Below are 14,104 nucleotides of genomic sequence, written 5' to 3'. Positions count from 1 at the left end.
TCAGAGGTTTCTTATTAAAATTATTGAAATTGAGAATGTTAAAGGGTTATTTGATAGATCGGGTAATAAAAAAGCAGCCAAGTTGGCTGCTTTTCAAAATCAAGCTAGTCGCTTAGCGCATGGTAACAAACTCTTCCGAGCCAGTTGGGTGGATAGCAACGACAGAGTCGAAGTCTGCTTTGGTTGCGCCCATCTTCATTGCAACGCCGAAGCCTTGGATCATTTCATCAACCGTGAAGCCGATGCCGTGTAGGCCGACTACAGTCTCTTCTTCGCCAGCACAAACTAGCTTCATCTTACATGGTTGACGGTGCTTAGTTACCGCAGTGTACATTGCCGTAAAGCCAGACGTATACACTTTCACGTTGTCTTTGCCGTACTTCTCTTCAGCTTCTTGAGTTGTTAGGCCAATAGTGCCGATAGGTGGGTGGCTAAATACAACAGTCGGAACTAGGTTGTAGTCCATCTTTGCGTTGGCTTTACCGTTGAATAGGCGCTCAGAAAGCTGACGACCTGCTTTAACAGCGACAGGAGTGAGCTCGATACCGCCTTCCATGATGTCACCCACACAGTAGATACCAGGAACGTTAGTCGCTTGGAATTCGTCTACTTTGATGTAGCCGCGATCATTCGTCTCAACGCCCGTTGACGCCAGGTTGATCGCATCCGTTGCTGGGTGACGACCGATTGCCCAAATAAGCTGGTCAACGTTCTGCGTGTTACCGTTTTCTAGGTGTAGAGTCAGGCTACCATCCGCTTCTTTGACGATCTCTTTTGGAATAGAGTGTGTATGAAGCTGAGGACCTTCCGCTTCCATCACTTCTACCAATGTTTCGATGATCATAGGGTCGAAGCTACGTAGCGGTGATTCCTTACGAACAAATAGGTGAGTCTCGGTGCCTAGCGCATTCAGTACACCTGCAATTTCTACTGCGATGTAACCTGCGCCGATAACCGCCACGCGTTTTGGCTGCTGCTCAAGATCGAAGAAGCCATTTGAGTCGATGCCGTACTCAGCACCAGGGATGTTAGGGATAGTTGGACGACCACCGACAGCGATCAGGATGTGATCAGCCGTGTAGTGCTCACCGTTTACTTCAACGGTTTTCTCATCAACAAATTTAGCAAAGCCTTTGATGACGTTTACTTTGTTGTTACCAAGAACACGATCGTAAGATTGGTGAATGCGACCAATGTAAGCTTGGCGACTTTCAACCAGTTTGCTCCAGTCAAAGCCTTTAACATCAACGTCGAAGCCGTAATCTTCAGCGTATAGATTCATTGCATCTGCGATTTGCGCGCCATGCCACATCACTTTCTTTGGCACACAACCTACGTTTACACAGGTGCCACCTAGATCTTGAGCTTCAATTAGCGCTACTTTCGCGCCGTACATCGCTGCGCGGTTTGCTGATGCGATACCGCCTGAGCCGCCGCCGATACAGATGTAATCAAAATGAGTCGCCATTACTTTCTCCGAGCTTTTGAATTATTGATTGCTATGCCAAAGACATTGGGGCGATAAGCACTAAACTCAATCGCAGCACATAGCTGTCCTTTGTCCCTTATCATAAATCGACAATCATCCATTTCCCAATGAGAAAAAGTGAGAGGGCTTATGACAATTAGCGATAAAGCAGAGCCTTTTGGACTCTGCTCTTTTGAAATTGATTATTCCGGTACAATCCATTCCACTTTAAAGTGACCGGTTGCCGGCGCAATTGCTTCTTTTAAGAATGGCAGAATTTCATTCATTTGGCTTTCTAGCTTCCAAGGTGGATTGATGACTATCATGCCTGATGCTGTCATTCCGCGTTCGTTGGTATCTGGGGCAACACCTAATTCGATTTGCAGAATTTTACGAATGCCGAGGCCTTCTAGTCCTTCAATCATATCTTCGATGTCGCAGCGATTAACCACTGGATACCAAATGGCGTAGATGCCCGTTGCCCAGCGCTTATAGCTTTGGAAGATCGCTTGCACCACATCACGATACTCTTTTGCAAGTTCATACGGTGGGTCGATTAGCACAAGACCACGACGCTCTTGTGGTGGTAAGCTCGCTTTTAGACGCTTGAAGCCATCTTCTTTATAGATAGCGACTTGGCGGTCGCGATGGAACTCTTGCTCAAGCAGCGGATGGTCAGCTGGGTGAAGCTCGGTTAATACCATGCGATCTTGCGGACGAATTTGTGCGCGAGCAACACGTGGTGAGCCTGGGTAGTAACGTAGGGTGTCACCGTTGTTCAGCGTTTTTATCGCGTCTAGGTAGCCTTGAATATCTGCTGGAATCTCTTTTTGATCCCAAACTCGCGCAATACCTTGCTTATATTCACCGGTTTTCTCCGACCATTCGTGAGTAAGGTCGTAGCGACCAACGCCAGAGTGGGTGTCATGATAGACAAAAGGCTTATCCTTCTGCTTAAGAGAATCAAGGATAAGGCTTTGAACAATATGCTTAATTACGTCGGCATGATTGCCTGCGTGAAAGCTATGGCGATAACTTAACAAAATATTTCTCTCAGAATAGGTGCAAAGAGCATGATGAATGATGGCTCTTAGTATACGTTACTATTGAAAATTGCTGAACCTACCTATATTTACTATCTAAGACGAACAAGAAATAAAAGATGTCGCGAGATAACATCTTCGAATCAAAAGGAATGCTTTATGTCTAACCCTCTACTGACTTTCACGGATCTTCCTCCGTTTTCACAGATTAAGCCTGAGCACGTAAAACCAGCGGTTGAGCAAGCGATTGAAGCATGCCGAACTAAGATTGAACTTGTATTAAAAGATAACGCTTCTCCAAGCTGGGCGAATTTAGTGGCGCCTATCGAAGAGGTGGATGACCGTTTAAGCCGCATTTGGTCGCCAGTGAGCCATATGAATTCTGTGGTGAATAGCGATGAGTTGCGTGATGCGTACGAGAGCTGTTTGCCACTATTGTCTGAATACGGCACTTGGGTTGGACAACATAAAGGTCTATTTGAAGCATATAAAGCGATCAAAGCGAGCGATGAGTTTGCGACATTAAACCAAGCGCAGAAGAAAACCATCACCGATTCACTGCGTGATTTTGAGTTATCGGGTATCGGGCTGCCGGCTGATGAACAACACCGTTACGGTGAGATCAGCAAACGCATGTCTGAGCTAGGTTCTAAGTTTTCTAACAATGTGCTTGATGCCACTATGGGTTGGACAAAGCACGTTGCAGACGAAAAAGAGCTGGCTGGCATGCCGGAGTCAGCGTTAGCGGCGGCCAAAGCAGCGGCGGAAGCCAAAGAGCTTGAGGGTTATCTACTCACGTTGGATATCCCTTCTTACCTTCCTGTGATGACTTATTGTGACAACCAAGAGCTACGTAAAGAGCTGTATGAAGCGTACGTGACTCGTGCGTCAGATCGTGGTCCGAAAGCGGGTGAGTGGGATAACAGCGAAATCATTAACGAGCAACTTAAACTGCGTCATGAGATCGCTCGTATGCTTGGTTTCAATACCTACAGTGAGAAGTCGTTAGCCACCAAGATGGCAGAGAATACCTCTCAGGTACTTGGTTTCTTAAATGATTTAGCAAGCAAAGCGAAACCGCAAGGCGAACGTGAAGTTGAAGAGCTGCGCCAGTTTGCTAAAGCAGAGTTTGGTGTTGATGAGCTCAACCTATGGGATATCGCTTATTACAGCGAAAAACAAAAGCAGCACCTATTCCAAATTTCAGACGAAGAGCTGCGTCCTTACTTCCCAGAGGCGAAAGCGGTAAGCGGTCTGTTTGAAGTGCTTAAGCGTGTGTTTGGCATGTCAGTTCAAGAACGTGAAGGTGTGGATACTTGGCACGAGTCTGTCCGCTTCTTTGACATCTTTGATGCGGATAACAATCTACGTGGCAGCTTCTACCTTGACCTCTATGCGCGTGAACACAAACGTGGTGGCGCTTGGATGGATGAGTGTCGTGTACGTCGTATCAATGCTGAAGGCGAACTGCAATCACCAGTGGCTTACTTAACGTGTAACTTTAACCGTCCTGTTGGTGATAAGCCCGCACTGTTTACTCATGATGAAGTGGTCACGCTGTTCCACGAATTTGGTCACGGTATTCACCATATGTTGACGAAAGTCGATTCGGGCGCAGTGTCAGGTATCAATGGCGTGCCTTGGGATGCGGTTGAGTTGCCAAGTCAGTTCCTTGAGAACTGGTGTTGGGAGGAAGAGGCGCTGGCGTTTATCTCTGGTCACTTTGAAACAGGTGAGCCGTTACCAAAAGAGATGCTAGAGAAGATGCTAGCGGCGAAGAACTTCCAATCAGCGATGTTCATCTTGCGCCAACTAGAGTTCGGCCTATTTGATTTCACGTTGCACACTGAATTCGATCCAGAAGTCGGCCCACGCGTTCTTGAGACTCTGGCTGAAGTGAAATCGAAAGTCGCCGTTCTGCCTAGCTTAGAGTGGAACCGCTTCTCTCACAGCTTTGGTCATATATTCGCAGGTGGTTACAGCGCAGGTTACTACAGCTATCTTTGGGCTGAAGTCTTGTCGTCAGATGCTTTCTCTCGTTTTGAAGAAGAGGGCATCTTTAACGTTGAAACGGGTCAAAGCTTCCTGAACAACATCCTAGAAATGGGAGGTAGCGAAGAGCCAATGGAGCTATTTAAACGCTTCCGCGGTCGTGAGCCAGAAATTGATGCACTGTTACGTCATTCTGGTATTAGCGCTTAACAAGAATCTGACTGAATAGGTATAAGCTTAAGCCCTTGCTTCATTTTATGAGGCAAGGGCTTTGTTTATTGGTATTATTGGCAACTTAGTTAGCAAGGAGGTTATATGCTCAATTTATCTAAAGCATTGTTAGTGAGTCTTTTTTTACTTGTTGGTGCATCAGGGTGCGCTGAATTAAAAGAGGCAGGGACGGCGATTGGTCATGCGACACGCGATACAACCAAAGCAATTGGTCATGCATCACGTGACGCAGTTAACTCGGTCAAAGATGACTTGAGTTCTGAAGACTAGTTTTCAACTTTATTGCGAATGAGTTTATCAGCGGATAATGGGCCTGGTCCCCATACGACAACGATCAGTAACATTAATCCCCAAAGCTGGTGGTCATAGAAACCTTTGTCCCATAAGACAGGGTAAGAGACGACCGCAATAATATTGAAGACAAACAGAATGGCTGACATTGGTCTTGTTAATAGGCCAATGGCAACAAATACCGGCAAGATTAACTCGGCGGCAGTACCCATATAGGCCGCCAGTTGCCAAGGTAAAAGTGGTACTTGGTATTCATATTCGAATAAAAACAGGGTGCTATCCCAAGTCGATATCTTAGTCAGACCAGAATTAAAAAATACCCATGCGACCCATAGTCGGCAAAAGAGCAGTAGCAGTGGAACAAAGGCAAATTGCGCTTTGTCGATGGCTGAGTCATAGCCTTTCAGTAAGTTTGTTATTGAGTTCGACATCTATCTTTCCTTTTATCGCGCAAGCGAAAACCCAGCGACTAATTCGCTTTCAACTAAAAAATTAAGGTGTGGCAGTTGCTCTGGCGGGATCTCACCAAGCGTACAACCTGAATGAATGTACTGCAGTAAGGAGAAGGCATCACTGTCGAGTGATTGTGTCCATAACCGCCCATCATTGATGCAGCAAATCGCGCCTTGCTCTGTTTCATTCAGCTCTAAACCATCAAAGCTTTGTTGTTCAATCGCTTGGCGTAGCGAGAAAATGGCATATTGCGAGTGAAAGGGAATCACCCCAGGCGCTAAATGAAAGTGAATCGTTGGCTGCTCTTCCGGTGGCACTTCGCTGAGCCTAGCAAGAGGCCGCAGATCTTCCGGTTGGCGAATACTTCCTTGTAGTTGCTGCGCCAGATCGATATGCCATTCAAAGCGCGCAACTTCAGATGCGTATGGAGCGGCATCTACCACGGCAGGAAAACGCTCAATCGTGTTGCAAAAATGCTCACCGTAGTAAGTTACGTCTCCCTCTTCCAATGGATAACGGAGGACGTGCTGACGAGCGAGCTGAGTAAAACACTCTTCACCGACTAGAGCACAAACCATAGGGTAGGTTGCTTCTAAAACTTCACTTAAACTCATGATGAAGTTATTACGGTAGATCTGCATTCGTTCGTCCGCCGTAAACAGATCACTTTCGATATTGCACTCTTCCCCTTTCGCTCGGTAATGAAGCGCGGCAGAAAAGGTTTGTTGTAATTTGGCGAGAGCTAATGTCATGAGGCAATCCTCTCAGCCGTTTGGGATTCAAAAGTGAGTACGCGAGTGTTGGCTTTATCTGCTTCTGCGAGCAAAATTTCTGGCTGTGGAATATCCAAATCCCATTCAATCAGAGTGTGACGCGAGCCATATTGGCTTAACCATTGCTCATATAGCTTCCAAACCTCATCGCTAACGGGTTTGCTATGGGTATCAATCCAAATTTCCCCTTTTTCTAACTGTTTGACGGTAAATCCTGCCAAGTGAATTTCATCCACACATTCAGCTGGAATGGCATCAAGGTAGGTTTTGGTATCGAAGCCGTGGTTAAACGCAGAGACATGAATATTGTTCAGGTCGAGCAGCAGGCGGCAATCGGTGCGACGTTGCACTTCAGTCAAAAAATCCCATTCGTTAATCGTTGAGTGTTGGAATTTCACGTAGCTAGATGGATTCTCAATCAGAATGGGTCTTTGTAGGTAATCTTGGACTTCATCGACGTTGCGACAAAATACCTGCAACGCTTCTTCGGTGTAAGGGAGCGGTAGTAGGTCATTAAAGTAGTGACCACCATTTTCACTCCAACTTAAATGGTCAGAGACAAGAAAAGGTTGTACTTCATCGACCAATTGTTTGAGTTGCTTTAAGTGATTTTGGCTGACACGCTCTACGCTACCGAGCGATAAACCAATACCATGGCAACTAATTTGATAGTGTTCGACAAGTTGACGCAGCGTTTGTCGTGCTGCCGAGTAAGGCTGAAAATAGTTTTCGCTATGAATTTCTAACCACGAGAGCGCAGGCTGTTGAGTGGAGAAAAAATCCAGATGAGGTGATCGCAGCCCTACACCAATGTGTTTGTGATAGTTATTGTTGTTCACGTGCGAGTCCTTTGCGAGCGGTAATTGATGGGCGGCCCGTTGAGCCTAAGCCGCCACATCGATTAGGTAGCAGATAAGAATTATGAAGACTGAGTGCTACCACCAGTTAACTTGCCGCAAAGTCCTTTAGGAACAACAACAAATGCATCGGTTTGGTTATCTTCTTTTGCTGTACCTGCACATGAACTTGTTTTAGTTGCACAGTCATTTTTGCCCGCTTTAGATACGCCATAGCATTTCTCTTTTTCTGCTGCAAAAGCAGGCGCAGCAGTAAGCATTGTGCCACCTAGAGCTAGAAGACCAGTAACAGCAGCAGTAACAGCAAGATTTGATTTTTTCATCGTAATTTCCTCAGACTTTTATTTACTTTTCCTTGAGTTTCATTGGGCAAGTTAACCAAGGGTGTTTAGCTAACATGCTTATTCAAAAGGATAGAAAAGCAGCAAAAAAACTTTCAAAAAAATTATAGAAGAAGTGATTTTTATTATTTTAGTTGATGTAAGTTTATGAATAATAAGGCGAAAATTAGTCGTAATATTTTATTGGTTTTCTCCTGAAATGCGGGCTCTGTTTAGGTTATAATCACTTTTCATGTATAGATAACCAGTAGCTGAGCCCCGAATGGATCCTTCATTACTTCTCGATGGTCTAAACGACAAGCAGCGTGAAGCCGTTGCCGCCCCACTAGAAAACTTACTTGTACTTGCAGGTGCGGGGAGTGGTAAAACACGCGTCTTGGTGCACCGAATTGCGTGGCTGATGTCCGTTGAGCAAGCCTCCCCATTTTCGATTATGTCCGTAACCTTTACTAACAAGGCTGCGGCAGAGATGCGTGGACGTATTGAAGAGCTCATGATGGGCAGTGCATCAGGGATGTGGAATGGTACATTCCATGGTATCTGTCACCGAATCTTACGCGCTCATTATCTTGATGCTAAGTTGCCAGAAGATTTTCAAATTATCGATACGGATGATCAAGTTCGCCTTCTTCGTCGTCTGATTAAAGCTCAGAACCTAGACGAGAAACAGTGGCCAGCGAAGCAAGCTGCGTGGTGGATTAATGGCAAGAAAGATGAAGGCTTACGCCCAAGTCATATTGATGCGTACCACGATCCGATCACTAAAACTTACCTTCAGCTTTATACCGCTTATCAAGAAGCATGTGATCGTGCGGGTTTGGTTGATTTCGCAGAAATTTTGTTGCGTACGCATGAGCTATTGCGTGATAAAAAACACATCCGTGAGCACTACCAGGCGCGCTTCAAGCATATCTTAGTTGACGAATTCCAAGATACTAACAACATTCAATATGCTTGGTTGCGCATGATGGCGGGTCCTGATGCACACGTTATGATTGTTGGTGATGATGACCAATCTATCTATGGTTGGCGCGGCGCGAAAATTGAAAACATCGAGAAATTTACGCTTGAGTTCCCAAGTGTTAACACGGTGCGACTAGAGCAAAATTACCGTTCAACGAAAACCATCCTTGAAGCATCGAATACCCTGATTGCCAACAATACTGAGCGCATGGGTAAAGAGCTGTGGACCGATGGTGCGGAAGGTGAGCCTATCTCTGTTTACTCAGCCTACAACGAGTTAGATGAAGCCCGCTTTGCAGTTAACAAAATTAAAGAGTGGCAAGACAAGGGCGGCATTCTTAACGATGCGGCGATGTTGTATCGAAACAACGCCCAGTCTCGTGTACTTGAAGAAGCCTTGATTCAAGCTGGATTGCCGTATCGTATTTATGGTGGCATGCGATTCTTCGAGCGCCAAGAGATCAAAGATGCGCTGAGCTATCTTCGCTTAATGTCGAACCGTAACGACGATGCTGCCTTTGAGCGAGTGGTGAATACGCCAACGCGTGGTTTGGGTGATAAAACACTAGAGACGATTCGTTTCGCTGCTCGCGATCAAGGCAGCACCATGTGGCAAGCCAGTATTCGATTGTTGGAAGATAAAGTTTTAGCAGGTCGAGCTGCGGGCGCGTTGAGTCGCTTTGTTGAGTTGGTTAATGCGCTAGAAGATGACACCTGTGAAATGCCACTGCATGAACAGACAGACCATGTGATCAAATACTCCGGCCTGTTTGCGATGTACGAGCAAGAAAAAGGCGAGAAATCAAAAGCTCGTATTGAAAACTTGGAAGAACTGGTTACCGCAACCCGTCAGTTTGAAAAGCCAGAAGAAGCGGATGAAATGACCCTGCTGACGGCGTTCTTGACTCACGCTGCATTAGAAGCCGGTGAGGGTCAAGCGGATGAGTTTGACGATGCAGTGCAATTGATGACTCTGCACAGTGCGAAAGGTCTAGAGTTTCCATTAGTCTTCATGGTTGGTGTAGAGGAAGGAATGTTCCCAAGCCAAATGTCAGCTGAAGAAGCAGGGCGTTTGGAGGAAGAGCGTCGTCTTTGCTACGTTGGTATGACCCGAGCGATGGAAAAGCTTTACATCACTTACGCTGAAATGCGCCGCTTATATGGCCAAGATAAATACCATAAGCCGTCGCGTTTTATTCGCGAATTACCGGAAAAGTGTTTGGATGAAGTGCGTATGAAAGCGCAAGTCAGCCGTCCAACCAGTGCAGGCCGCTTTAGCCAAACGGTAGTAAAAGAGACTTTTAATGAAACTGGCTTTAGCCTTGGCTCACGAGTCATGCACCCGAAATTTGGCGAAGGCACTATCATCAATTTTGAAGGCAGTGGTCCACAAAGCCGAGTGCAAGTTGCCTTTAACGGTGAAGGGATTAAGTGGTTGGTGACTGCTTACGCTAAGTTAGAAACCCTATAAATTTTCAGTCTCTATTGAGAGTGTTTTTATCAAAAGAATTGGGCTTGCTGCAAGGCAATAAGTGAGTGAAGCCCCTGAGCATAGGGAACCTATGTGATGGGGTGTACAAGCGAAGTTAACGTAGCAGCGAGTTCAATTATGCAGATAAAAAGATAAAGAAAAACCCCGAGGGCTTGCGCCCATCGGGGTTATAGTCTTACTCGCAGCAATCCGGCTACTAAAAGTGCTCCATGCATCAAATCCTTGATAGTATGCTGATGTCCTTCAGCTTAGTCCTTTTCTCGCCATCCTAGCGGTGTCCTTGACCCTATCCTGGTCCACTAACAATCCTCGTTAGCTCTCTTCGCTTGTTCCCTGAGCGGTGTCCTTTTCATCATCCTGATGATTAGTCCTTTCCTCGTCCAGAGGTGTCCATTTCCCATCCTTAGTAGCAACCATCCTAGTTACTATTTGCGTCCGTTCAATGTCCAATTTGCTATCCGTGCCGACTACTCATCCTAAGTAACCGTATCTTCTTCCTGAAGATTACCTAATCCGTGGCAATTTCCTGTTCCGTGTCAGCATCCTTCCGACAGGATTAATATTACGCTATTAACTCCGCTGAGCAATATGACGCAAACGGTTTTCTATATAAAAATTCGTTTGTATTTTATACGTATCATTTAAAATCAATGAGTTATTGTTTGTAAGTTGAATTTTTCTATGCGCAAAAGCTATTTTTACTCACTTGCTTGTGAGAGATCTCGCACAAGCAAGTGAGCTGATCGTCGTTATTGCCCGATTGCGGTCCCTTCTCTACGTGGATCTGCAGCGCCCTGAAGTTGGTCATCTTGCAATAAAATAGCGTGAATTCCAGAGTTTAAGTCGCGAACATTGACCTTAAAGCCCATTTCTTCCAGTGCTGCCTGATGGCTTTCAGCGGGCGTACCTTGCTCTATATCGAGAGTACCGAACCGATTTAGTAAATGAGGCTGATTGGCTGCTTGCTGAATATCCATGTCCCACTGGGTATGAGCAATAATCGCTTGTGCGACATAGCCAATAATTCGGCTACCACCGGGTGAACCGATCGCCATATAGGGCTGATCGTTTTGCATGATAATGGTTGGTGCCATGGAAGAGCGTGGACGTTTGCCAGGTTCTAACCTGTTTACTATCGGTTTTCCATCTTTATGGGTTCGGAAAGAAAAGTCAGTTAGCTCATTGTTTAGTAAGAATCCGTTCGTCATCAGGCGTGAACCAAATGCATTTTCAATCGTTGTCGTGATAGAAACAACATTGCCAGCTTTGTCGACTACATTGAAATGGCTGGTAGATGGTAGCTCAATCGACTCGTCACTGCTTTGGCGGAGCGCGTAACTCCACGGTGGAATGCCAGCGTCAACCGAGTCTAATGCTTGCCCTGGCTTGATCAGCTTCGCTCGTTGTATTAGATAGGCTTTATCAAGCAAACCTTGCGTTGGCATAGGCACAAAGTCTTCATCCGCCATATACATCCCACGATCGGCAAACGCCAGACGAGATGCGTCAGCAATAACTTGCCACGATTTTGGATTGTCTGGTCCCCACGTTTTAAGATCAAACTGCTCAGTCATGGTGAGAATCTGGCCGACAGTGAGAGCGCCAGAACTTGGCGGCCCCATGCCACAAACATCGAAACTCTGATAAGCAGAACAAACAGGCTGGCGCTGTTTAATCGAATACGTATCTAAGTCTTTCTGGCTGAGTACGCCCGGATTACCGGGTGCGTTTTGGACTGTGTTGACAATATCGTTGGCGATTTTACCTTGGTAGAACGCTTTTGCACCTTGCTGAGCAATAGCTGTGAGTGTTTTGGCGTATTCAGGGTTTTTGAGTTGTGTTCCAGCGGCTTTAGGTGAGCCATCGGTTTCAAAGAAGTAGGCTTTGGTTGCTGTAAACCGACTCAGCCGCTCGGCGTCTTTTTCAATCAGAGTTGCAAGGCGAGAGCTGATTTCAAAGCCTTGTTCAGCGACTGAAATGACAGGCTTGATCAACTCCGCCCATTCCAATTGGCCATATTTCTGGTGCGTGTCCCACATCAGTTTGACTGTCCCTGGGGTGCCAACAGAGCGTCCACCGACAACGGCATCATAAAATTTGAGCGGCTCGCCATTTTCGTTTTGGAATAAACGAGGCGTCGCATTGAGTGGGGCGGTTTCACGTCCATCGTATGTGGTGAGTTGCTGTTTTTCTGCATCCCAGTAGACCAAGAAAGCGCCGCCACCAATACCAGAGGACTGAGGCTCTACTAACCCTAGCATTAATTGAGTTGTCACCATCGCATCAATGGCGTTGCCCCCTTTGGCTAATATGTCAGCACCAGCTTGAGTTGCGATTGGGTTTGCGGCCGTCACCATCCAATCTTTGGCTGTGACCAGTTGCTTTTGTTCAAGGCCACTACTTTGTTCTGGTGCGATGGAGTCAGCGGCTTGGTTGGCCCAAGCTGCGGTTGATGTTGCAAGCAAATAGGTGGTGAGAAGTGTCAATTTCCACTGCATTTTTATTCTCCTTTCTTGGTATGCCAGATTCAGAGTGACAGTGGATATGGATAAGGTCTAAAGGTTTGTTACGAAATTGTAATCCTGAATCAAATCTTAGACAGTTGGACGCTTAAAGCAGGCCGAATAATGTTGCTGTTGATTGCCATAGAATACTGACGCCAATAACGGAGAAAAGTACGCCACAAAGCCCATCGACATAGATAGCCATCGCTTTGACTTTTTTTTGCATACGCTGAGTAGACAATGCCCAAGCTAAAAAAGAAAACCACACCAATGATAGGCTCCATAAAATCATGAGCGCGATGCCTTTGCCAGTCAGCGACATCGTGGCTGGAACTAAACTCGACATCAGACTGACGAAAAAGACCAGAGCTTTAGGGTTGAGAATATTGGTCGCAAAGCCTCGGGAGAAAGCTTGGCGCTTATTGGTCAGTAGTAAGCTTGGATCTTCAATATTTTGTTGTTCACTTTGCTTAGATTGCACTGATTGCCATGTGCCTTTTAGGGCGCCGTAACCTAGGTATGACAAGTAGCTACCGCCTGCAATTTGCAATAGGGCAAAAAGGGTTGGCTGTTGGTGAACAAGGTAGCTGACGCCAGTAAGGCTCAATATTGAGTGGAGTAAAATACCGCAAGATAAACCCAGCGCAATGTATAGCCCAGTCTGTCGACCATATCGCGTGGCATTTTGTACCACTAAAGCAAAATCGGGCCCAGGGCTCATTAAGGCGATAAAGTGGACTGAAGCTAGTGTAGCGAGGATAGTGAATTCGCTCATGATGTCGTACCTAAAAATTAATGAGCTACCATTATGTCGCGTTCACTTCGGAGGTGATTGTAAAAAACTGACACTAACTGATTTGAGAAGGAGGTACGCCATAAGTTGATTTAAACGCTTTGCTGAAATGTGCTTGATCATAAAAGCCAATTTGCAGCGCGACTTCGGTGCCACACACTCCTGCTTTTAATAACCTCATTCCTTGCTCTAAACGTAAGCGGCTCAGCCATGCATAAGGGGTTAGACCTACCTTTGCTTTGAAATGACGCTGGAACTGAGTTGGGCTTAATTGGCAAAGCTCAGACAGCTGTTCGAGCCTGACAGGTTGATCAAGGTTTTCCATTAAGAACTCTTTCAAAGTGGCAACAGATTGATTACCAAGCGGAATACAGTTCTTTTGCTCTATGCTTCCATAGCGTTCGAATAATTGACTTAAGCCTTCATAAGGAAGGCAATCTTTAGTGAGCTGAGGAAGATTGTGCAGAGCTAGGGAGTTGTGTAAATGTACTAAAGGAGCAAATACTCGAGGGTCCTGAACCACTAACTGATTGAAACTCAAGATATCTCCGGATCGTTTTAGATCGGCAAGATCAGAAAGCCATTTAGGATCAATGGAAAAGACTTTAACTTGATAGCCTGAATCAGACTTTGAATACCCATCATGCAACTCATCTGGCGGCATGATGACCATTTGTCCGGGACCGACTTGATGAGATTGACCTTGGTGATAAAATTTTTGTTCGCCATGAGTGATAAGACCAATGTGAAAATCAAGATGATAGTGACGCTGAAAGGCGAAGTTTTGATAGTTCGCGTTAATCAGGTTTATCTCTTTATTTTGTGTGGTGTGGTAATCGACCTTATCCATAATGTAAAAAAAGCTTGGTGAATATTTCACCAAGCTTATAACGCTATATCGTT

Annotated in this window: 12 protein-coding genes; 3 read left to right on the top strand and 9 right to left on the bottom strand. The window is 45.8% G+C overall.

The genetic code is table 11. From position 1 onward, the window contains the following. Positions 1–112: 112 nt before the first annotated feature. Together gorA and GVO60_RS20295 are read right to left on the bottom strand one after the other, a co-directional pair. Positions 113–1,468: a glutathione-disulfide reductase gene (gene gorA, locus GVO60_RS20300; protein ID WP_159657348.1), complete on the bottom strand. Its 1,356-nt coding sequence runs from the start codon at positions 1,466–1,468 to the stop codon at positions 113–115. Positions 1,469–1,671: 203 nt separating this feature from the next. After that, complete coding sequence (locus tag GVO60_RS20295; RefSeq protein WP_159657346.1) at positions 1,672–2,511, bottom strand: 23S rRNA (adenine(2030)-N(6))-methyltransferase RlmJ; 840 nt, start codon at positions 2,509–2,511, stop codon at positions 1,672–1,674. A gap of 159 nt (positions 2,512–2,670) precedes the next feature. On the opposite strand from GVO60_RS20295, the gene prlC reads away from it, so the two are divergent. Together prlC and GVO60_RS20285 are read left to right on the top strand one after the other, a co-directional pair. Continuing rightward, positions 2,671–4,713, top strand: coding sequence for an oligopeptidase A (prlC, locus tag GVO60_RS20290; protein WP_159657344.1), 2,043 nt, complete (start codon positions 2,671–2,673; stop codon positions 4,711–4,713). 105 nt (positions 4,714–4,818) lie between these two features. Continuing rightward, positions 4,819–5,004 carry a hypothetical protein gene (locus tag GVO60_RS20285; protein ID WP_159657342.1) on the top strand — a complete coding sequence of 62 codons (186 nt, stop codon included), beginning with the start codon at positions 4,819–4,821 and terminating at the stop codon, positions 5,002–5,004. On the opposite strand, the gene GVO60_RS20280 is transcribed toward GVO60_RS20285, so the two are convergent. From GVO60_RS20280 to GVO60_RS20265, 4 genes are all read right to left on the bottom strand, one after another. Further along, positions 5,001–5,456: a DoxX family protein gene (locus GVO60_RS20280; protein WP_159657341.1), complete on the bottom strand. Its 456-nt coding sequence runs from the start codon at positions 5,454–5,456 to the stop codon at positions 5,001–5,003. The genes GVO60_RS20285 and GVO60_RS20280 overlap by 4 nt on opposite strands. A 12-nt stretch (positions 5,457–5,468) precedes the next feature. Then, positions 5,469–6,230, bottom strand: coding sequence for an HvfC/BufC N-terminal domain-containing protein (locus GVO60_RS20275; protein ID WP_159657339.1), 762 nt, complete (start codon positions 6,228–6,230; stop codon positions 5,469–5,471). Further along, positions 6,227–7,090, bottom strand: a complete 864-nt coding sequence (gene bufB, locus GVO60_RS20270; protein ID WP_159657337.1) for an MNIO family bufferin maturase — start codon at positions 7,088–7,090, stop codon at positions 6,227–6,229. The genes GVO60_RS20275 and bufB overlap by 4 nt, the downstream gene beginning before the upstream one ends. A gap of 80 nt (positions 7,091–7,170) precedes the next feature. Continuing rightward, positions 7,171–7,431 (bottom strand): BufA1 family periplasmic bufferin-type metallophore, encoded by a 261-nt coding sequence (locus GVO60_RS20265; protein WP_159657335.1) that lies wholly within the window; start codon positions 7,429–7,431, stop codon positions 7,171–7,173. Positions 7,432–7,711: 280 nt separating this feature from the next. Between GVO60_RS20265 and uvrD the strand changes: the two genes are divergently transcribed. Further along, positions 7,712–9,883, top strand: coding sequence for a DNA helicase II (uvrD, locus tag GVO60_RS20260; protein WP_159657333.1), 2,172 nt, complete (start codon positions 7,712–7,714; stop codon positions 9,881–9,883). Between the two features lie 770 nt (positions 9,884–10,653). Here uvrD and ggt read toward each other — a convergent pair. From ggt to GVO60_RS20240, 3 genes are all read right to left on the bottom strand, one after another. Further along, complete coding sequence (gene ggt, locus GVO60_RS20250; RefSeq protein WP_159657331.1) at positions 10,654–12,402, bottom strand: gamma-glutamyltransferase; 1,749 nt, start codon at positions 12,400–12,402, stop codon at positions 10,654–10,656. Positions 12,403–12,514: 112 nt separating this feature from the next. Then, a complete protein-coding gene (locus tag GVO60_RS20245; RefSeq protein WP_159657329.1) occupies positions 12,515–13,183 on the bottom strand; it encodes a LysE family translocator in 669 nt (222 codons plus the stop codon). Positions 13,184–13,256: 73 nt separating this feature from the next. Further along, complete coding sequence (locus tag GVO60_RS20240; protein WP_159657327.1) at positions 13,257–14,051, bottom strand: AraC family transcriptional regulator; 795 nt, start codon at positions 14,049–14,051, stop codon at positions 13,257–13,259. Positions 14,052–14,104 lie beyond the last annotated feature (53 nt).

Origin of the sequence: Vibrio atypicus, from assembly GCF_009811315.1 — a bacterium.
Lineage (GTDB): Bacteria > Pseudomonadota > Gammaproteobacteria > Enterobacterales > Vibrionaceae > Vibrio > Vibrio atypicus.
The sequence above is the reverse complement of the archived record's forward strand: the minus strand, read 5'-3'. Positions and strand labels throughout refer to the sequence as shown.